This is a genomic window from Mesorhizobium sp. C395A, from assembly GCF_030323205.1.
Classification (GTDB): Bacteria; Pseudomonadota; Alphaproteobacteria; order Rhizobiales; family Rhizobiaceae; genus Mesorhizobium.
Window position 1 is genome coordinate 4,777,397 of sequence record NZ_CP100473.1, and the last position, 17,192, is coordinate 4,794,588.

The window sequence follows — 17,192 nt, forward strand, 5'->3', positions numbered from 1 at the left end:
GTTCAATCGCCCGGTGTTCAATCGCCCGGTGTTCAATCGATTGACTAGCGCATGGCCCCGGAAAGGGAAAGCGTCAGTTCGCCATCACTGTCCGACGTTTGCCGGCGGCCGTCGCCTTGGCAGGGGAATGCCGATCTCCGGCGTGGCGGTGAAGGCGTTGGCTGCGTTTGGCAAGCCGCCCGCATTGCCCGCAATAGGCGGAGGCGCGTCGGGTTCCGGCGCCCTGGCGGCGATCGGCACGCCGCCGCCGCGATAGGTGACGGCTTCGGCCGTGTCCGCGTCGGGCTGGTCAAGCACGAACTGGCATTGTTTCGGCAGGTTCGCCATCGTCATCAGGTCGCGCGCCTTGGGCGCATCCGGGTTCTTGTTGGGGCGCCACGGCTCCTCGGCAAACCACCAGGCCAGCGGCTTGCCGCAGCCGTCATCGTCGGGCGTCGCTTCCTGTCCCTTGCAGTTGGGCGAACCCGGCTGGCAGCCGATGCGGATGTGGAAATGATAGTCATGGCCCCAGAACGGCCGGATTTTTCTCAGCCAGGTACGGTCGCCGGTGACGGTGTCGCACAGCTTCTTCTTGATGCCTGGATTGACCAGGATGCGCTCGACTTCCGGATAGCTCGCGGCGCGCTTCAACAGCTTGGTATGTATCGGCTTCCACAGCCTGTCCTTCACCAGATGCGTCTTGTCGTCGACCATCAGCGTGGCGCTGATGTTTTCGCGCTCCTGGGTCGTAAGCTTGCGGTCGGGCATCGGCGTCAGCCAGATGTCGGCGTCGAGGCCGATCTGGTGCGAGGCGTGCCCGGTCAGCATCGGGCCGCCGCGCGGCTGCGAAATGTCGCCGATCAGAAGCCCCGGCCAGCCGTCGGCGGCGGCATCGCGCGACAGCTTCTCGATCAGCGCAATCATCGTTGGATGACCCCAGCGCCGGTTGCGCGAGGGACGCATCACCTCCCAGTTCTGGCCGTCCATCGGAATGGCGACGCCGCCGGTGAAGCAGCCCTTTGAATAGAAGCCGAAGGATTGCGCCGCAGCCACCGCCGGCAGCTTCTTGGCGCCGAACAGGTCTTTTGCCCGTGGCTCGGCCGTGATTGCGCCCGCCACCAGCCCGGCCAGCGCCACGATCGCCAGCGCCGCCGTCAGGAACGGCCGTCTGGCGGTCAAGGATCGCATCGAAATCGTCATGAACCCCACTGCAAAAGTCCGCAACACAATCGAATCATATCACCCTCGGGCTCGCGTTTCGATTATCTACCTTCATCGGGCTGCGCGGCTCGCCGTCGCGCCAGCTGCCGTCGGCCCACATCCGATCGAACGCCTGGCGGTAGTCCGGATAGCGGAACCGGTAGCCCGCTGCCTTGATCGCGGCGTTGGCGACGCGCTTGTTCTCGCCATAGAAGGACCGCGCCATGGGCGAAAGTTGGGCGGTCTCGAAAGGAATCTCCGGCGGCGGCTCGACGCCCATCAGCGAAGCGGCATAGGTGACGACATCCTGCGGCGGCGCCGGCTCGTCATCGGTGACGTTGAAAATGCCGCCTCTATTGCCACCGATGAGGTGCCAGAGCGCACCGGCGATGTCGTCGCAATGGATGCGGTTGAACACCTGGTCGGGCTTGACCAGCCGCCTGGCCGTGCCGTTTTCCAGATTGACCAGCGCGTTGCGTCCCGGCCCATAAATGCCGGAAAGCCGCAGGATCGCCACCGGCTTGCCGGTCTCGAGGCCAAGCTGCAGCCAGTCCCGCTCGGCCGCCACTCGCATCGACGAGCGTTTCGACACCGGCCGGCACTCGGCCGTTTCATCGACCCAGGCGCCGTCATAATTGCCATAGACGCCGACGGTCGAGAGATAGCCGATCCAGCGAAGCGCCGGCATCGCCTCGATCGCCTTGCGCGCGGCGAGAAGCACAGGGTCGCCGGCCTCCTCCGGTGCCACGGAGACGACGAGATGGGTGGTCTTTTCCAGCGCATCGCCGATTTCAGGGGTCAGGGCGCCGTCGAACAGCAGCGGCGCGATGCCGACCTGCCGCAATGCCTCGAATTTCTCGGCCGAGCGCGTGGTGCCGAAGATCGTAATCGCCTCCGCATTGGCCCGTGCAAAGGCTTTGCCCGAATAGCCGGCGCCGAAGATAAAAACCTGTTTTTCGCTCATGCGTGCGCCTCAATTGGCAATGCGGACAGCCATTCGTCCTGCACTGTCGTGTCGGTTTCGGTTTTCAAGTAGATCGCCGCCTGCCCGTTGAATTCGGCGGCCGTCACCAGCCGCGCCAGCGCCCAGATCGCCGCGCCGCGCACCAGCGGCGAGGCATCGCCAAGCAGATCGCGCACCGGGCCGGCCAGCGAAACATCGCCGGAATTGCCGGCGGCGGTCAGCACGTTGCGGACAAAGCGATCGCGGCCGATGCGCTTGATCGGCGAGCCGGAGAAAAAGGTCCGGAACGCCGTGTCGTCCACCTGCAACAGTTCCGCCAGCGGCGGTTCGCGCAGTTCATCGCGCGCGGCGAGCTTGGCCTCCGAGGCGGCGCGGGCGAACTTGTTCCACGGGCAGGCGGCGAGACAATCGTCGCAGCCATAGATGCGGTTGCCGATCTTTTCGCGGAATTCTTGCGGGATCGGCCCCTTGTTCTCGATGGTCAGGTAGGAGATGCAGCGCCTGGCATCGAGCCGGTAGGGCGCCGGAAAGGCATCGGTCGGGCAGGCGTCGAGACAGGCGCGGCAGGAACCGCAATGGTCTACCTCGGTCGCATCTGGCGTGAGCTCCGCCGTGGTGAAGATAGTTCCGAGAAACAGCCAGGAGCCGTGCTCGCGGCTGACCAGATTGGTGTGCTTGCCTTGCCAGCCGAGCCCGGCGGCCTCAGCCAGCGGCTTTTCCATAACCGGCGCCGTATCGACGAAAACCTTCACGTCGCCGCCGGCCCGCGCGACGATCTTGCCGGCGATCTCCTTCAGCCGGCCCTTCATCACTTCGTGATAGTCGCGGTTTTGCGCATAGACCGAGATCGCGCCGAGATCGCGCCTTGCCTGCAGCGCACGCGGATCGTGGTCGGGGCCGTAATTCATTGCCAGCACGATGATCGAGCGCACCTCGGGCCACAGCGTCGAAGGCTCGCTGCGGCGTTGGAGCGTCTCCGCAATCCACGCCATCGAACCGTGAAAACCATCGGCGACGAATTCTGCCAATCTGGCCGGCGCCAGCGGGATCGCATCGGGCGTGGTGACGGCAACCGCATCGAAGCCGGCGCGCCGCGCCTCGGCGTCGATCAGCGCGCGCAGGGTTTGGCTTCTAGAAGTCGAGGTCCGCATAATGCGAAACCGGCGACAGGCCGCGAACCCGGTCGGAGAGCAGCGGCCGGAACGACGGCCGCGATTTCACCCGCGTGTACCATTCGCGCGCCGCGGCATGCTCGCGCCAGTCGATCTCGCCGAGATAATCCAGCACCGACAGCGTCGCCGCTGCCGCCAGGTCGGCATAGGTGACCTTGCTGCCGGCCAGCCAATGACGGGTGCCGGCCAGCCAGTTGGTGTACTTCATGTGCTGGCGAATGTTGGCGCGCGCCGCGCGGATCGCCGCCGAATCGGGGGAACCGCCGCCCGCCGTTTCCGGCATCACCGGCTTCAGCACGCGCTCGCGCACCAGATGCCGGGTCACTTCGCTCTCGGCCTTGTTGAGATACCAGTCGGTCAGGCGGCGGATTTCGGCGCGCTGCATCGGGTCTTCCGCAAACAGGCGCTTGTCGCGCTTCAGGACACCACGTGTTTCGTCGAGATATTCAGCGATCACCATGGCGCCGACGATCGGCACGTCGCCTTCGGCCAGCAGGATAGGCAAGGTGCCGGCGGGGTTCAGCGCCAAAAACTCCTTGCGCCGCGTCCACGGTTTTTCCTCGATCAGCGCCAGCTCCTCGCCATATTCGCCGAAGGCGAGGCGCACGAAGCGGCAGGTGGCGAACATCGGGTGATGGAAAAGCGTCAGCATGATTCCGCGATATTAAGGCGCACTGGCGAATCGCCGTCCGCACCGGTAAGTGTTGGCGGCCCGTCATGCGGCCGTCACGGTGCTGCGACCTATAGGGGGACTTCCGCGCCGTGACAAGCAAGCCCTTTTGCCAGCCGTTTCCTTCCGTCCCTTGAATGCCGAGGTTGCCATGGATAGCCACACCATCGTCGAAGCCCTGCTGCTCGGCCTGCTGGAGGGGCTGACCGAGTTCATCCCGGTCTCCTCGACCGGCCATATCCTGCTCGCCGGCCATTTCCTCGGCTTCCATTCCACCGGCAAGGCCTTCGAGATCCTGATACAGCTCGGCGCCATCCTGGCGATCCTCAGCGTCTATTTCCGCCGCCTGTGGCAGATGCTGCTCGACCTGCCGCATGACCGGCTGACGCGGCATTTCGTCATCGGCATCCTGATCGCCTTCCTGCCGGCGGCCATCATCGGCGCGCTGGCGCATGATTTCATCAAGACGGTGCTGTTCGAATCGCCAAGGCTGATCTGCATCATGCTGATCGTCGGCGGCGTCGTGCTCTTGGTCGTCGACCGCATGAAGCTGCAGCCGGTCTACCGCGATGTCGAGCGCTTCCCGACAAGGCTTTACCTGCAGATCGGCCTGTTCCAGTGCCTGTCGCTGATCCCCGGGACGTCGCGCTCCGGTTCGACCATCGTCGGCGCGCTGCTGCTGGGCGTCGACAAGCGCGCGGCGGCGGAATTCTCCTTCTTCCTCGCCATCCCGACCATGGTCGGCGCCTTCGCCTTCGATCTGTTCAAGAACCGCAACGTGCTGAGCAGCGCCGACCTGCCGATCATCGCCATCGGCTTCATCGCCGCCTTTGTTACCGCGCTGATCGTCGTGCGCTTCCTGCTCGATTACGTCTCGCGCAACGGCTATTCGCTGTTCGGCTGGTGGCGCCTAGTGGTGGGAGCGGTTGGGTTGGTGGCGCTTTTCATTTGGGGGTGAGCTTTACCCTCCCCCTTGTGGTGGGGAGGGTCGATCCGCAAAGCGGATCGGGGTGGGGGCGCCACACCCCCGCCCGTTTCGCCATCGACGAGTCGCGTTGCTTGCTCACCGACCCTCCCCACAAGGGGGAGGGTAAAGGCCGCTAACTCCTCCCATAAAACGCGTTCTCGACATGCACCGGCCAGCGCCAGGGCAGCACCGCGATCATGTCGAAGCGCATTGACAATCTGCCGTAGTCCGGCTGCCGCGACAGCCAGATGTCGGCGGCGCCTTCGATGCGGCGCTCCGATTGGTGGCCGATCGCCTCCATCGCTTCCATCAGCGTGCGCCGCGCCTTGACTTCGACGAACAGCACCAGGTCGCCGCGCCTGGCGATCAGGTCGATCTCGCCGAAGCGGGTGCGATGCCGGCGGGCGAGGATGCGATAACCTTTCAGCATCAGCGCCGCTGCCGCCAGCCACTCGCCGCGATGGCCGCGCCGATAGGCTTTTTGGCGGCTGGCGGCCGGGCGCTCAGCCATCTTCGCCTTCTCCAACCGCATCCCTGAGTTCCAGCAGCCGCCGGTAAAGCGCCTGCTTCTGCCCGCCAGTCATCTTCGCCGCCTCCGCCGCCGCCTTGGACGCCGGCATTTCGGCGGCCAGCGACAGCAGCAGCCTGTCGATGTCGGCGGGTTGGTCGGGCTTGATCTCGGCGGGCCCGACGCAGATGACGATCTCGCCCTTCGGCGTGTCAGCCGCCGCATAGTGGTCGGCCAGCGCCTGCAGCGTTCCCGTCCGCATCTCTTCAAAAGTCTTGGTCAGCTCGCGGCCGATGGCGGCCTTGCGCGCGCCGCCCAACGCCTCGACCATGGCGACCAGCGTTTCGGCCAGCCGACGCGGCGACTCGAAGAAGATCAGCGTTGCCGGCACCGCCCTGAACGTTTCGAGCTTTGTCAGCCGCTGCCCAGATTTCACCGGCAGAAACCCGGCAAACAGGAAGGCGTCGGACGGCAGGCCCGACGCCGTCAGCGCCGCCAGCGGCGCCGATGGGCCGGGGATCGGCACCACGCGCAGGCCGCGCTCCAGCGCTTCGCCGACCAGCCGGTAGCCTGGGTCGGAGATCAGCGGCGTGCCGGCATCCGAAATTAGCGCCACGCTCTGCCCGGCCTCGAGTGCCGCGATCAGCTTCGGTCCGGCCTCGCCGGCATTGTGTTCATGATAGGCCGTGGTGCGGCGGCGGATGCCGTAGCGGTCGAGCAGCACGCGCGAGACGCGGGTGTCCTCGCAGGCGACGACGTCGGCGGCCGCCAGCGTTTCCAGCGCGCGCAGCGTGATGTCGGAGAGATTGCCGATCGGCGTCGCCACCAGATACAGCGCCGGCGCCAGCGGCCGGACTGCGATCTCGGTCTGCCCGATCACATAGCTGCGTTTCTCGCCGGTCACCGGGTCTCTCCATTTCGCCCTGTTTGGCATGGCGCGCGCCGGGTTGCAAAACTCCCGACGTCGGGCCAAACCTGACGCCGATGTAACCCGGCGGCCATGTCTTTGCCACAGTGGGGAACGAAAGCGTGGCTGGCGGATTGAATACCTGAGTCTCTTGAGGAGGAGGACAGGATGGACAGCCTGGAATTGCAGGACGTTTTCGAGCCCTATTATGCCGAGCGCAAGCGCTTCACTGCGCGAAAGGGCAAGCGTGCGCTCGCCGAAAGCGACACCGGCCTGGCCAGTCGGACGGCCACCGCCTTGCCGACGAATGTCAGGCTTTCGGACAACAAACCGGACAGCACGACGGAGCACTGACCGTACGATGCCCAATCGTTTCGATATCTTCATCACCCGTCTTGAAACGAAGAGCGCCCGCGAAGGCGCGCCGCCGCATCCGATGAACGACCAGAACAGCGTCCGCCGGGACAAGAGCGACGCCAAGCCGGCCCGGACCGGAGAGGCGCATGCCGAGAAACACCGCGGCAAGCGCCGCTTCAAGCACGACGCTTAGTTTGTCGATCGGTGCAACATCGTCATCCTAGGGCGAAGCAAGGAGCGAAGTGACGCGGCGCAGACCCTATGATCCATTCCGTGACCTCTGCCGAAGGATGCAGCGGCGCAGAATTCTGAACCGCTGCAGCGCCTTAACCTCGCGGTCAAATCCCGGGTGAAGCCCGAGGATGGCGAACGCGGGCGTGGAACGCCCCAACCACATCAGTCAGCCCAGGTATCGCGTCACCCTCACCTCCAGCAATCGCACCAACTCCGGATCCATGAATCCGTAATCATCCGGGATGTCGAGGCAGATGACGCGGGCCTTCTTCAGGCTCTCCTTGAATTTCTTCTGCAGCTTGGTGCGGTGCGCCTTTTCCATCACGAAGACGATGTCGGCCCAGGCGACCAGCTCATGCGTCAGCGGCGTGTGGGCGTCGTGGTTGGTGCCGGCCGACGCGACCTCGATATCCCTACGTTTGGAGAACACCTGCTCGGCGGTCGGGCTGCGCAAGCGGTTCTGGCTGCAGACGAACAGCACGTTCTTCATCGCGATCTACCGCGCCAAATCCGCCACCACGGCATCGAGCACGATCATGCCGGCTGGCGTGGCGCGTAGCCTGGCATTGCCGATCGGCGCCACCAGCCCCTCATCCTGCAGCACGGTCAGCCGGGCGCTCGACAGGCCGCGCCCGGAAAACGCCTCGTAGCGGGAAAGGTCGATGCCTTCGGCCAACCTCAGCCCCATCAGCAGGAACTCGTCGGCCTCTTCGGAGCGCGTCAGGATCTCGCCGCCGGTGACGCCATGGCCCCTGGCCTCCACCAGATTGGCCCAGGTCTCCGGCATCCGCTCGGCGATCGTCACAACACGGTGGCCGTTCTCGATAAAGCGGCCATGCGCGCCCGGTCCGACGCCGACATATTCGCCATACCGCCAATAGGTCAGATTGTGCCGGCTCTCGGCGCCCGGCCTGGCGTGGTTGGAAATCTCATAGGCCGGCAGGCCATGCGCCGCGGTGACCTCCTGAGTCAGCGCATAGAGATCGGCGGCCCGGTCATTGTCGGGAACGGTAAACTTGTGCGCCGCATGCAGCGCATGGAACGGCGTGCCTTCCTCGATGGTCAGCTGGTAGAGCGACAGATGGTCGGCGGCATGGCCGATCGCCTGTTCGAGCTCCACCTGCCAGTCGTCCAGCGTCTGGCCGGGGCGGGCGTAGATCAGGTCGAAGGAAAGTCTTGGGAATATGTCCCGTGCCAGGCCAATTGCATGCAGCGCCTCGTCGACATTGTGCAGCCGGCCGAGGAAGCGCAGATCCTTGTCGTTCAGCGCCTGCACGCCGAGCGACACGCGGTTGACGCCGGCGGCGCGGTAGCCGCGAAAGCGCTCGGCCTCGACCGAGGATGGATTGGCCTCCAGCGTCACCTCGATGCCGTCGGGCACCGTCCAGTTCTTCGCCACGGCGTCCAGCACCGCCGCCACCGTCTGCGGCTGCATCAGCGACGGTGTGCCGCCGCCGAGAAAGATACTGGTCACCTCGCGCGCCCCGGTCCGCTCGCGCATCGTCTTCAGCTCGGTCTCGAAGGCGCGGGCAAAGCGCTCCTGGTCGACCGGCTGGTGACGGACATGGCTGTTGAAGTCGCAATACGGGCATTTGGCCGCGCAGAACGGCCAATGGATGTAGACGCCGAAGCCCGGGCTGCGGTCCAGCGACATTAAGCTGAGCCTAACCTGGCGCGGGCGAATTTCTGGAAGGCGCGGGCGCGGTGCGACAGCGCCGTCGGCTGACCGGGCTTCCAGCCGTGTTTTTCCTCAGCGCTCATCTCGCCGAACGTCTTGTCGAAACCGTCGGGCAAAAACACCGGGTCGTAGCCGAAGCCGAGTTCGCCGCGCGGCGGCCACACCAGCGTTCCCTCAGCCTCGCCGCGATAATATTCAGCCTCGCCATTGGGGAAGGCCAGGCAGATGACGGCGACGAACCGCCCCTTGCGCTGCGCTGGCTTGGCGGCGCCGACCTCCTGCAAGGCCACTTCGGTGCGCTGCATGGCCATGCCGAAGTCGCGGCTGCCATCGGGAGCTTCGGCCCAATTGGCGGTGTAGACGCCGGGGGCGCCGTCGAGCGCGTCGACGCACAGGCCCGAATCGTCCGACAGCGCCGGCAGGCCGGTCGCCTTAGCCGCGGCGAAGGCCTTGATGTAGGCGTTTTCCTCGAAGGTGGTGCCGGTCTCCTCCGGTTCCGGCAGGCCGTAGTCCTTGGCCGACTTCGCCTCGAAGCCGAACGGACCCATCAAGTCGGCGAATTCGCGCAGCTTGCCTTCATTGTGGCTGGCAACGACGATCTTCTTTCCATCGAGAGAATGCATCAAAGGCCCCAGATCCCTGGCTCGGCGAATTCGATCGAATTGCCCGAGGGGTCGCGTATGTAGATCGAGCGCCCGCCCTGCGGCCATTCGAATTCGCTTTCGATGGCGATGTTTTTCGCCTCAAGTTGCGCCTTCCACTGTGCGAGTTCATCCGCACTTGCGGCAAAGCAGAGATGGCCCTCGCCGACCGTGCCATGTGGCGGCACTTTCAGCCGCGCATCGGGCGCCGGCGGGATTTTGGTGGCTTCGGCATTGAAGACCAGCAGCACGCCCGGGCCGCAGCGGAAGAAGAGATGGCGGCCGTCGACCTTGCCGAGGAGAGGGAGGCCGAGGACATCGGAGTAGAAGGTCTCGGCAGCCGGCAAATCAGTGACGTAAAGTGCCGATTCCAGAATCGCGGAGGGAGTCACGAGGCACCCCCCTCTGCCCTGCCGGGCATCTCCCCCGCAAGGGGGGAGATTGGCAGTTCCGCTGGCGGCGTCTCAACGTTGATGGTTGGCGAAAACGGTTGCGACCTCTGATCTCCCCCCTTGCGGGGGAGATGGCCGGCAGGCCAGAGGGGGGTGTGAAGGATCGCCGACGTCATCACGTTAAATTCAATCAGGCCACAGCCATCTGCTGCAAGCTCACCAGCCGCTGAATGCCCTTCTTTGCCAGGCCCATCAGCTCCGCGAACTGCCCTTCCGAGAACGGCTCGCCCTCGGCGGTGCCCTGGATCTCGACGATGCCGCCCTTGCCGGTCATGACGAAATTGGCGTCGGTGCCGGCAGATGAATCCTCGATGTAGTCGAGGTCGATGACCGGCTGGCCGTCATGGATGCCGCAGGAAATTGCCGCGACATGGTCCTTCAGCACCTTGGCAACACTGGCCATCTGCCGCGCTTCCATCCAGCGCAGGCAATCGTAGAGCGCCACCCAGCCGCCGGTGATCGAAGCCGTGCGGGTGCCGCCATCGGCCTGGATGACGTCGCAGTCGACGGTGATCTGCTGTTCGCCCAGCGCCTGCAGGTCGACGACGGCGCGCAAGGAGCGGCCGATCAGCCGCTGGATTTCCAGCGTGCGGCCGCCTTGCTTGCCGGCCGAGGCTTCACGGCGCATGCGCTCGCCGGTCGAACGCGGCAGCATGCCGTATTCCGCCGTCACCCAGCCCTTGCCGGAATTGCGCATCCAGCCCGGCACCTTTTCCTCCAGGCTCGCCGTGCACAACACATGCGTGTCGCCGAATTTCACCAGGCACGAGCCTTCGGCGTGTTTGGAGACGCCGCGCTCGAAGGAGATGGCGCGCATTTCGTCGGCTTGGCGTTTGGAAGGGCGCATCGAGGCCTCTTTCTGTTCTTTTATGGTTGCGTCGGCGGCTTGTAGACGCATGCAGCCCATGGCGCAAAGGAAAAGGCCCCCAGATAGACGCCGGGTTGCGCGGGGGCGATGGAAGTCTATATCCTTGAGCCGGAGGTTTTTGGCTCGAATGACCAAGGCAGTCACCGAACCCAGTTTGCTGGCGCCCGCGCTGCAGTCGCTCGACATGCGTTCGCGCGACATCTTTCGGCGCATTGTCGAGTCCTATCTGAAGGACGGTGAGCCTGTGGGATCGCGCAGCCTGTCGCGCATCCTGCCGTCGTCGCTGTCGCCGGCCACCATCCGCAACGTGATGAGCGACCTCGAGCATCTCGGCCTGATCTATGCCCCGCACATCTCGGCCGGGCGCCTGCCGACGCAGACCGGCCTGCGCTTCTTCGTCGATGCCTTCATGGAGCTTGGCGATCTCTCCGACGAGGAACGCCGCGTCATCGAGGCGCAGGTGCGCGCCTCCGGCTCGGGCGCGACGCTGGAACACATGCTGACCGAGGCCAGCCAGATGCTGTCGGGCATGTCGCGCGGCGCCGGCCTGGTGCTCGCCACCAAGAACGAAGTGGCGCTGAAGCACATCGAGTTCATCCAGCTCGAGCCGACCAAGGCGCTGGCGGTGATGGTGTCGCAGAATGGCGATGTCGAGAACCGCGTCGTCGACCTGCCGGCCGGCATCACCGTCTCGCAGCTGCACGAGGCCTCCAACTTCCTCAACGCCCATATCAGGGGCCGCACGCTCGCCGAGGCGCGCATCGAGATCGCCCGTATCAAGGATGAGACCCGGGCAGCGCTGGACACGCTGTCGCAGGACCTGGTCGAGAAAGGCCTGGCGGTGTGGGCCGGCGCCGATAGCGGCCTGCCGGCGCGCCTTATCGTGCGCGGCCGCGCCAATTTGCTCGAAAACGTCACCGCCCAGGCCGATATCGAATTGCTGCGCCACCTGTTCGAGGATCTGGAGACGCAGGACGGGCTGATCCAGCTGCTCGACCTCGCCGAGGACGGCCCCGGCGTGCGGATCTTCATCGGCTCGGAAAACAAGCTGTTCTCGCTCTCCGGCTCGTCGCTGGTCGTGGCGCCTTACCGCGACAAGGACGCCCGCGTCGTCGGCGCGCTCGGCGTCATCGGCCCGACCAGGCTGAATTATGCCCGCATCGTGCCTATGGTCGACTACACGGCGCAATTGATTACCCGGATGTTAAGATAATTCCGAAGCCGGGATCACCGTAAAGGAGGGCGCAGAATGGCGCTTGAATCGTTCAAGGCCCAGATCAGCATGCTGCTCGAAGAAATGGTCAACCAGCCGGAGGACGAGCACGAAATCCAGGAGCAGCTGCGCGAAAAACTGCGCGAAATGCGCGCTATGGGCTTGCCGCTGCCGGAAGATCTCGTCGCATTGGAAAAGCGTCTCGACGACGATCTGGACGTCGAAGAGGAAAGTTGAGCGGTTCTCTCGTCGAATCTGCGCGCGCACGCTTCTCTTTTGCGGCGGCCGCACAATATCTCCCTTGTCGTGACGCGCCGACCGGCGCGAGTTCGAGGAGAACAGCATGATCCGGATTGCCGGCTTCGCAGGCCTTGCCCTGCTTCTGGCCACCAGCGCCTTCGCCCAGCAGGCTGATCAACTGCTGCTGACCGGCAAGGACGCTTTCGGCGACTGGAAGGCCGACAAGCCAGGTGTGCGCCGGCTGATTAGGCCGGATGATCTGAAAAGACCCAACATCACCGAATCCGCCTCCAACAGCGCCGGCCTTGGCGATCGGCCCGAGGGCGCGAAGCCCGTCCTGCTGCCTGGGTTTTCGGCCGAACTGGTTGCTTCCGGCATTTCCAATCCGCGGGTCGTGCGCGTGGCGCCGAACGGCGACCTGTTCGTCGCCGACAGTGACGCCAACCAGATCCGCGTCTATCGGCTGGCCAAGGGTAGCGCGAAGCCGGCCGAAGAGGGCATTTTTGCCGACGATCTCAACGAGCCCTATGGCATCGCCTTCTACCCGCCTGGCGACAAGCCGCAATGGGTCTACGTCGCCAACAACGACAGCGTGGTCCGCTACGCCTATCGCGACGGCGACCTTAAAGCCTCCGGCGAACCGGAGACGATTGTCTCCGACATCCCTACCGGCGGCCACTGGACCCGCGATATCGCCTTCTCGCCGGACGGGAAGACGCTGTATCTCTCGGTCGGCTCCGGATCTAACGTCGCGGAGGGCATGGGGAAGGCACCGAATAGCGGCGTTGACGCCTGGGCAAAATCACAGCCACTCGGCGCCACCTGGGGTTCCGAGGATGGCCGTGCCGACGTGCTGGCCTTCGGCCCCGACGGCAAGAATGGCCGCATCCTCGCTACCGGCCTGCGCAATTGTTCGGGCATGACCGTGCAGCCGGCGACCGGCGCGCTGTGGTGTGTCGTCAACGAGCGCGACGGTCTCGGCGACGATGTGCCGTTCGAATATGCCACCTCCGTCAAGGACGGCGCCTTCTATGGCTGGCCCTGGTATTATATCGGCGCCAACGAGGACCCGCGTCACGAGGGCGCGCGCCCAGACCTCGCCGGCTCGGTCACCGTGCCCGACGTGCTGATGCAGGCGCATTCGGCGCCGCTCAACATCGCGTTCTATGACGGCGGCAATTTCCCGGCAGAGTACAAGGGTGACGCCTTCGTCGCCCTGCACGGCTCCTGGAACCGTGGTATGAGGACCGGCTACAAGGTGGTGCGGCTGAGATTTAGCGACGGCAAGCCGACCGGCGAGTACCAGGATTTCATCACCGGCTTCGTCCTCTCCGACGACGCCGTCTGGGGCCGGCCGGTCGGCGTCGCGGTGGCCAGGGACGGTGCGCTTATCGTCACCGAGGATGGCAACGGCACCATCTGGCGCATCGCCCATGTCGACGGCCCGTCCTGAGCCGGCGAACTGCGCAACCGGCCCTAATGTACGTCCCGATGGATCACCTTGGGATAGGTATGGATCACCTCGGCCGATGAGACACGGTCATCGAAACCGGTATCCCTGAGATTGAAGAGGCCGACCGAGCCGAAGGACTTCTTCGCCCCTTGCGCGAAGCGGCCGTCGCTGAAATCGTGTTCGTAAAGCGTCACCGTGACGTGGCCGGCATTGAGCTTCGGCACGTAAACACTGCTGATGGTGTCGTTGGCGACGCCAAGCTGGTTGACGTTGAAGCGATAGAGGTCCTGCACCATGCGCCGGGCCGCATTGCCATTGATCATCCAGTATTCGCGGCGCGAAGCGCGGTTCGGGTCGATGAGTTTGAGCGGCGCCTTGCGGCCAAGCCCGAGCCAGTGCTCGAACACCATCACATTGGCGCCCCAGGGATAGGGATAGTTGGACTTGTCGATGATGCGTGGCGGGCCATCCTCGGCGATCTCGGCGGTATCTACATAGTCCAGCCATTGCAGCTGGAACGACGCTTCCACGTTGAGGTCGGTGTTGCGCGGATCGGCAGCGATGATGCGCCAGTCGGAGACCGGCGGATATTTGGTGTCGAGGTCGATGTAGAATTCGCCTTTGGCGGTGTCGTCGGGGTCTATCTTTTGCGGTCCGTCACGCTCCATCGCCACCAGTCGCACCTTGAACCGGTTGTTGACGACCAGCGGATAGATCATCGGACGAATGGGGTGAGCGCCAGGGTCCCGGCTGTCGGTAAAATATCCAGTCTGCGGAACGACATCGCTATCGCCCTTGTCGAACAGGCTGAAAGCCTGACGCCCCTCGAACCACAGATACCATTCCAGCTCGTGGACATGACCGCGTGCTTCGGAATAGTTGTTGGGCATCCACTTCATGAGCTGGATGTGAAGTCTTTTGGCTAACATGGGTGCTCCTGCCGTTCGGAGCCATGCGAGATAGCCGACCGCCTTCGGGGCGTAAGTGAACCATCTCTCGCTTTCAGGCGAGGATGACCGGCGTTCATGTCCTGCTTGGCGCAATCGAATCCGTTTTGCCGTTGCAGGCTTTCATGGCATCAGAGTCGTTTCACGAGGTGCGACCGTCATGACCCTCACCGGCTTCCTTGCCTATAGTGCTGCGCTGGGCATCGCCGCCGCCATTCCCGGCCCCGGCGTCACCGCGCTTGTGGCGCGGGCGCTCGGATCCGGCTTCCGCTCGTCGCTGGCGATGTCGTTCGGCCTGATGCTCGGCGACCTCATTTATCTCACCGCGGTGGTGCTCGGCCTTGCCTTTGTCGCGCAAAGCTTCGGCATGGTGTTTCTCGCCATGAAATGGCTGGGCGTCGCCTATCTCGCCTTCCTCGGCTGGCGTTTCTGGACGGCCGGGATCACGCCAGAGCCTGTCGAGGCCAGGAAAGGCAAGGGCGGCCTGGTACCGAGCTTCCTTGCCGGGCTTACCGTTACGCTGGGCAACCCGAAAACGATGATCTTCTACCTCGCCATCACGCCGACCATCGTCGACCTTAAGACCATCACGCTCGCCGACTACGGCATCCTGGTCGCGCTCACCGTTATCGTGCTCTTCGTGGTGCTGGTGCCATATCTTGCGCTGGCCGCCAAGGCGCGCTGGTTCCTGAAATCGCCACGAGCGCTGAAGGCGCTGAACCGCACCGCCGCCGGCTTCATGGTGGGCGCGGCCGCAGCCATTGCCGCACGTCAGTAGAGCGGTTCAGGCAATCCATTCCGCCGATCGGTCCATCCGGAAGATGCGGCTTCGGAAGGCAAGCGTTTTCAGCAAGCGGCCCACTCGATATTTTCGGCCGGCAGCCTATCTTGCGCGGGCGAAAGCCCTATTCTGTCCGCCGACGCCAATTGCCTGATCTGATTTGGGAGCGAAACCAATGAACAAGCCTTCCGCGCGCGTGCCCGGCCGCGGCCGTGTCTACAACTCGATCACCGAGACGATCGGCGACACGCCGCTGGTGCGGCTCGACAAGTTCGCCAAGGAGAAGGGCGTCGTTGCCAACCTTCTTGCCAAGCTCGAATTCTTCAATCCGATCGCCTCGGTCAAGGACCGCATCGGCGTTTCCATGATCGAGGCGCTGGAAGCGTCGGGCCGGATCAAACCCGGCAAGACGACGCTGATCGAGCCGACCTCGGGGAATACCGGCATCGCGCTCGCCTTCGCCGCCGCCGCCAAGGGCTACAAGCTGATCCTGACCATGCCCGAAACCATGTCGGTGGAGCGCCGCAAGATGCTGGCGCTGCTCGGCGCCGAACTGGTGCTGACGGAAGGGCCGAAAGGCATGAAGGGCGCCATCGCCAAGGCCGACGAATTGGCCGCCACCCTGCCTGACGCCGTCATCCCGCAGCAGTTCGAAAACCCGGCTAATCCGGAGATCCACCGCCGCACCACCGCCGAGGAGATCTGGAACGACACCGATGGCGGGGTCGACATCTTCGTCGCCGGCATCGGTACCGGCGGCACGATCACCGGCGTCGGCCAGGTGCTGAAGCAACGCAAGCCCTCGGTGCATGTCGTCGCCGTCGAGCCGGAGGCCTCGCCGGTGCTGTCGGGCGGCCAGCCCGGCCCGCACAAGATCCAGGGCATCGGCGCCGGCTTTGCGCCCAAGATCCTCGACACCTCGATCTATGACGAGATCGTCAAGGTCTCTAACGAGGATTCGGTCGCCAATGCCCGCCTCGTCGCCCGCCTCGAAGGCGTGCCGGTCGGCATCTCGTCGGGCGCCGCCCTGCAAGCGGCGATCGTCGTCGGCTCACGGCCGGAGAACAAGGGCAAGAACCTTGTGGTGATCATCCCGTCCTTCGCCGAGCGCTATCTGTCGACGATCCTGTTCGACGGGCTGGGAGCTTAGTTTTCGCGGAGCGGGAAGGACGGATAGGTAGCGGTCCGTCACCCCCTCTGTCCGCCGACATCTCCAGCGCTTGCTCCCGTCTGGACCGCACAAAATACCGCGTGGCACCGCACCGACCCGCTTGAGCGCGGCGCTCTGCCGGTGCAAATCTCCAACGGCCCGCGTGGGCCGGGGAGGACATTCATGTACAGACTTTACACGCGCCCAGGCAGTGGCGGTTTCGTCGTCGAGGCCGCATTGGCGCTGGCAAACGCGCAATTCGACCAGATCGACGTGCCGAAGAAGGATCCGCCGGACCCGGCTTTCCTCGACATCAGCCCGTTGAACCAGGTTCCGGTGCTGACCTTGCCCAACGGTCAATCGATAACCGAATCGGCGGCGATCTGCATCCTGCTTGCCGAGCGCCATCCGGAGGCGGGTCTGGCGCCGGCCGCCGGATCGCCGGATCGCGCCGGTTTCCTGCGCTGGATGGCGTTCATGTCATCGGTGCTCTACCCCGCCATCCTGCGCCTCTACTATGCCCATCGCTACACCACCGATGCCGACGGCAAGAAAGCCGTCAAGCAGGCAGCCATTGCCGAGATGGACCGCGGCTTCGCCATTGTCGATGCAGCCCTCGAGGGGCGCGGCTGGCTGGTCGGCGACGCGATGTCGCTGGCCGACATCTACCTCGTCATGCTGGTGGCCTGGCACCCCGATATGGACAAGGCGCGGGCCGACTGGCCGAACATCGAACGCTTATGGTCGGCGCTGCGCGCGCATCCGCTGATAAAACGGCTCAACACCGCGCATGAGATGTGGCCGGCCTGAA

Annotated in this window: 20 protein-coding genes and 1 pseudogene; 8 read left to right on the forward strand and 13 right to left on the reverse strand. The window is 64.7% G+C overall.

Going from position 1 to position 17,192, the window contains the following annotated elements:
* Nucleotides 1–84: 84 nt before the first annotated feature.
* From mepA to NLY37_RS23260, 4 genes are read right to left on the reverse strand one after another with little or no spacing between them, the layout of a single operon-like run.
* Complete coding sequence (gene mepA / locus NLY37_RS23245; protein ID WP_502882084.1) at nt 85–1,167, reverse strand: penicillin-insensitive murein endopeptidase; 1,083 nt, start codon at nt 1,165–1,167, stop codon at nt 85–87.
* 46 nt (nt 1,168–1,213) lie between these two features.
* Nucleotides 1,214–2,143: an SDR family oxidoreductase gene (locus NLY37_RS23250; protein WP_023741992.1), complete on the reverse strand. Its 930-nt coding sequence runs from the start codon at nt 2,141–2,143 to the stop codon at nt 1,214–1,216.
* The gene (queG, locus tag NLY37_RS23255) at nt 2,140–3,294 is read right to left on the reverse strand and encodes a tRNA epoxyqueuosine(34) reductase QueG (protein WP_023741991.1); all 1,155 of its coding nucleotides are present in this window, start codon (nt 3,292–3,294) and stop codon (nt 2,140–2,142) included. The genes NLY37_RS23250 and queG overlap by 4 nt, the downstream gene beginning before the upstream one ends.
* The gene (locus NLY37_RS23260; protein ID WP_023672063.1) at nt 3,275–3,967 is read right to left on the reverse strand and encodes a glutathione S-transferase family protein; all 693 of its coding nucleotides are present in this window, start codon (nt 3,965–3,967) and stop codon (nt 3,275–3,277) included. Before NLY37_RS23260 ends, queG begins: the two co-directional genes overlap by 20 nt.
* Before the next feature lie 169 nt (nt 3,968–4,136).
* Here NLY37_RS23260 and NLY37_RS23265 point away from each other — a divergent pair, with 169 nt between their 5' ends.
* Nucleotides 4,137–4,943 carry an undecaprenyl-diphosphate phosphatase gene (locus NLY37_RS23265; RefSeq protein WP_023692943.1) on the forward strand — a complete coding sequence of 269 codons (807 nt, stop codon included), beginning with the start codon at nt 4,137–4,139 and terminating at the stop codon, nt 4,941–4,943.
* Nucleotides 4,944–5,085: 142 nt separating this feature from the next.
* Here the strand turns inward: NLY37_RS23265 and NLY37_RS23270 are convergent, their stop codons facing one another.
* Together NLY37_RS23270 and rsmI are read right to left on the reverse strand one after the other, a co-directional pair.
* A complete protein-coding gene (locus NLY37_RS23270; protein ID WP_023692944.1) occupies nt 5,086–5,463 on the reverse strand; it encodes a YraN family protein in 378 nt (125 codons plus the stop codon).
* Nucleotides 5,456–6,364, reverse strand: coding sequence for a 16S rRNA (cytidine(1402)-2'-O)-methyltransferase (gene rsmI, locus NLY37_RS23275; RefSeq protein WP_023741990.1), 909 nt, complete (start codon nt 6,362–6,364; stop codon nt 5,456–5,458). The genes NLY37_RS23270 and rsmI overlap by 8 nt, the downstream gene beginning before the upstream one ends.
* A 171-nt stretch (nt 6,365–6,535) precedes the next feature.
* On the opposite strand from rsmI, the gene NLY37_RS23280 reads away from it, so the two are divergent.
* Entirely contained in the window at nt 6,536–6,721 is a 186-nt protein-coding gene (locus tag NLY37_RS23280; protein WP_023672059.1) for a hypothetical protein, read from the forward strand.
* Between the two features lie 79 nt (nt 6,722–6,800).
* Here the strand turns inward: NLY37_RS23280 and NLY37_RS23285 are convergent.
* The 6 genes and pseudogenes from NLY37_RS23285 to rph all read right to left on the reverse strand — a co-directional run.
* Nucleotides 6,801–6,935: pseudogene (locus NLY37_RS23285) on the reverse strand (EamA family transporter); the annotation flags it as partial.
* A 189-nt stretch (nt 6,936–7,124) separates the two neighbouring features.
* Nucleotides 7,125–7,448 carry a low molecular weight protein tyrosine phosphatase family protein gene (locus NLY37_RS23290; protein ID WP_023702417.1) on the reverse strand — a complete coding sequence of 108 codons (324 nt, stop codon included), beginning with the start codon at nt 7,446–7,448 and terminating at the stop codon, nt 7,125–7,127.
* A 6-nt stretch (nt 7,449–7,454) separates the two neighbouring features.
* Complete coding sequence (hemW, locus tag NLY37_RS23295) at nt 7,455–8,612, reverse strand: radical SAM family heme chaperone HemW (RefSeq protein ID WP_023702416.1); 1,158 nt, start codon at nt 8,610–8,612, stop codon at nt 7,455–7,457.
* On the reverse strand, nt 8,612–9,259 hold the full coding sequence (gene rdgB / locus NLY37_RS23300; RefSeq protein ID WP_023692946.1) for an RdgB/HAM1 family non-canonical purine NTP pyrophosphatase: 648 nt from the start codon (nt 9,257–9,259) through the stop codon (nt 8,612–8,614). Before rdgB ends, hemW begins: the two co-directional genes overlap by 1 nt.
* Entirely contained in the window at nt 9,259–9,669 is a 411-nt protein-coding gene (locus NLY37_RS23305) for a VOC family protein (RefSeq protein ID WP_023728747.1), read from the reverse strand. The genes rdgB and NLY37_RS23305 overlap by 1 nt, the downstream gene beginning before the upstream one ends.
* A 190-nt stretch (nt 9,670–9,859) precedes the next feature.
* The gene (gene rph, locus NLY37_RS23310) at nt 9,860–10,576 is read right to left on the reverse strand and encodes a ribonuclease PH (protein WP_023672052.1); all 717 of its coding nucleotides are present in this window, start codon (nt 10,574–10,576) and stop codon (nt 9,860–9,862) included.
* A gap of 148 nt (nt 10,577–10,724) precedes the next feature.
* Between rph and hrcA the strand changes: the two genes are divergently transcribed.
* The 3 genes from hrcA (at nt 10,725) to NLY37_RS23325 (ending at nt 13,503) form a co-directional block, all read left to right on the forward strand.
* Nucleotides 10,725–11,810: a heat-inducible transcriptional repressor HrcA gene (hrcA, locus tag NLY37_RS23315; protein WP_023681233.1), complete on the forward strand. Its 1,086-nt coding sequence runs from the start codon at nt 10,725–10,727 to the stop codon at nt 11,808–11,810.
* 36 nt (nt 11,811–11,846) lie between these two features.
* Entirely contained in the window at nt 11,847–12,047 is a 201-nt protein-coding gene (locus NLY37_RS23320; protein ID WP_023672050.1) for a hypothetical protein, read from the forward strand.
* A gap of 106 nt (nt 12,048–12,153) precedes the next feature.
* Entirely contained in the window at nt 12,154–13,503 is a 1,350-nt protein-coding gene (locus NLY37_RS23325; RefSeq protein ID WP_023741989.1) for a PQQ-dependent sugar dehydrogenase, read from the forward strand.
* 23 nt (nt 13,504–13,526) lie between these two features.
* On the opposite strand, the gene NLY37_RS23330 is transcribed toward NLY37_RS23325, so the two are convergent.
* Nucleotides 13,527–14,432: a hypothetical protein gene (locus tag NLY37_RS23330; protein WP_023741988.1), complete on the reverse strand. Its 906-nt coding sequence runs from the start codon at nt 14,430–14,432 to the stop codon at nt 13,527–13,529.
* 178 nt (nt 14,433–14,610) lie between these two features.
* Between NLY37_RS23330 and NLY37_RS23335 the strand changes: the two genes are divergently transcribed.
* The 3 genes from NLY37_RS23335 to NLY37_RS23345 all read left to right on the forward strand — a co-directional run bounded on the left by NLY37_RS23335 (nt 14,611) and on the right by NLY37_RS23345 (nt 17,191).
* Nucleotides 14,611–15,228 carry a LysE family translocator gene (locus NLY37_RS23335; RefSeq protein WP_023741987.1) on the forward strand — a complete coding sequence of 206 codons (618 nt, stop codon included), beginning with the start codon at nt 14,611–14,613 and terminating at the stop codon, nt 15,226–15,228.
* A 178-nt stretch (nt 15,229–15,406) separates the two neighbouring features.
* Nucleotides 15,407–16,381 carry a cysteine synthase A gene (gene cysK, locus NLY37_RS23340; RefSeq protein ID WP_023692952.1) on the forward strand — a complete coding sequence of 325 codons (975 nt, stop codon included), beginning with the start codon at nt 15,407–15,409 and terminating at the stop codon, nt 16,379–16,381.
* Between the two features lie 183 nt (nt 16,382–16,564).
* Nucleotides 16,565–17,191: a glutathione S-transferase family protein gene (locus NLY37_RS23345; RefSeq protein WP_023741986.1), complete on the forward strand. Its 627-nt coding sequence runs from the start codon at nt 16,565–16,567 to the stop codon at nt 17,189–17,191.
* The last annotated feature ends 1 nt before the right edge of the window (nt 17,192 follow it).

Bases quoted from the DNA above. Each gene is read 5' to 3' on its own strand.
- NLY37_RS23330 (WP_023741988.1), bottom strand. From the start codon at position 14,432: ATGTTAGCCAAAAGACTTCACATCCAGCTCATGAAGTGGATGCCCAAC.
- queG (WP_023741991.1), bottom strand. From the start codon at position 3,294: ATGCGGACCTCGACTTCTAGAAGCCAAACCCTGCGCGCGCTGATCGAC.
- NLY37_RS23290 (WP_023702417.1), bottom strand. From the start codon at position 7,448: ATGAAGAACGTGCTGTTCGTCTGCAGCCAGAACCGCTTGCGCAGCCCG.
- NLY37_RS23345 (WP_023741986.1), top strand. From the start codon at position 16,565: ATGTACAGACTTTACACGCGCCCAGGCAGTGGCGGTTTCGTCGTCGAG.
- NLY37_RS23325 (WP_023741989.1), top strand. From the start codon at position 12,154: ATGATCCGGATTGCCGGCTTCGCAGGCCTTGCCCTGCTTCTGGCCACC.
- rdgB (WP_023692946.1), bottom strand. From the start codon at position 9,259: ATGCATTCTCTCGATGGAAAGAAGATCGTCGTTGCCAGCCACAATGAA.
- mepA (WP_502882084.1), bottom strand. From the start codon at position 1,167: ATGCGATCCTTGACCGCCAGACGGCCGTTCCTGACGGCGGCGCTGGCG.
- NLY37_RS23335 (WP_023741987.1), top strand. From the start codon at position 14,611: ATGACCCTCACCGGCTTCCTTGCCTATAGTGCTGCGCTGGGCATCGCC.
- NLY37_RS23270 (WP_023692944.1), bottom strand. From the start codon at position 5,463: ATGGCTGAGCGCCCGGCCGCCAGCCGCCAAAAAGCCTATCGGCGCGGC.
- cysK (WP_023692952.1), top strand. From the start codon at position 15,407: ATGAACAAGCCTTCCGCGCGCGTGCCCGGCCGCGGCCGTGTCTACAAC.
- NLY37_RS23280 (WP_023672059.1), top strand. From the start codon at position 6,536: ATGGACAGCCTGGAATTGCAGGACGTTTTCGAGCCCTATTATGCCGAG.
- hrcA (WP_023681233.1), top strand. From the start codon at position 10,725: ATGACCAAGGCAGTCACCGAACCCAGTTTGCTGGCGCCCGCGCTGCAG.
- rph (WP_023672052.1), bottom strand. From the start codon at position 10,576: ATGCGCCCTTCCAAACGCCAAGCCGACGAAATGCGCGCCATCTCCTTC.
- NLY37_RS23265 (WP_023692943.1), top strand. From the start codon at position 4,137: ATGGATAGCCACACCATCGTCGAAGCCCTGCTGCTCGGCCTGCTGGAG.
- NLY37_RS23320 (WP_023672050.1), top strand. From the start codon at position 11,847: ATGGCGCTTGAATCGTTCAAGGCCCAGATCAGCATGCTGCTCGAAGAA.
- NLY37_RS23260 (WP_023672063.1), bottom strand. From the start codon at position 3,967: ATGCTGACGCTTTTCCATCACCCGATGTTCGCCACCTGCCGCTTCGTG.
- hemW (WP_023702416.1), bottom strand. From the start codon at position 8,612: ATGTCGCTGGACCGCAGCCCGGGCTTCGGCGTCTACATCCATTGGCCG.
- NLY37_RS23250 (WP_023741992.1), bottom strand. From the start codon at position 2,143: ATGAGCGAAAAACAGGTTTTTATCTTCGGCGCCGGCTATTCGGGCAAA.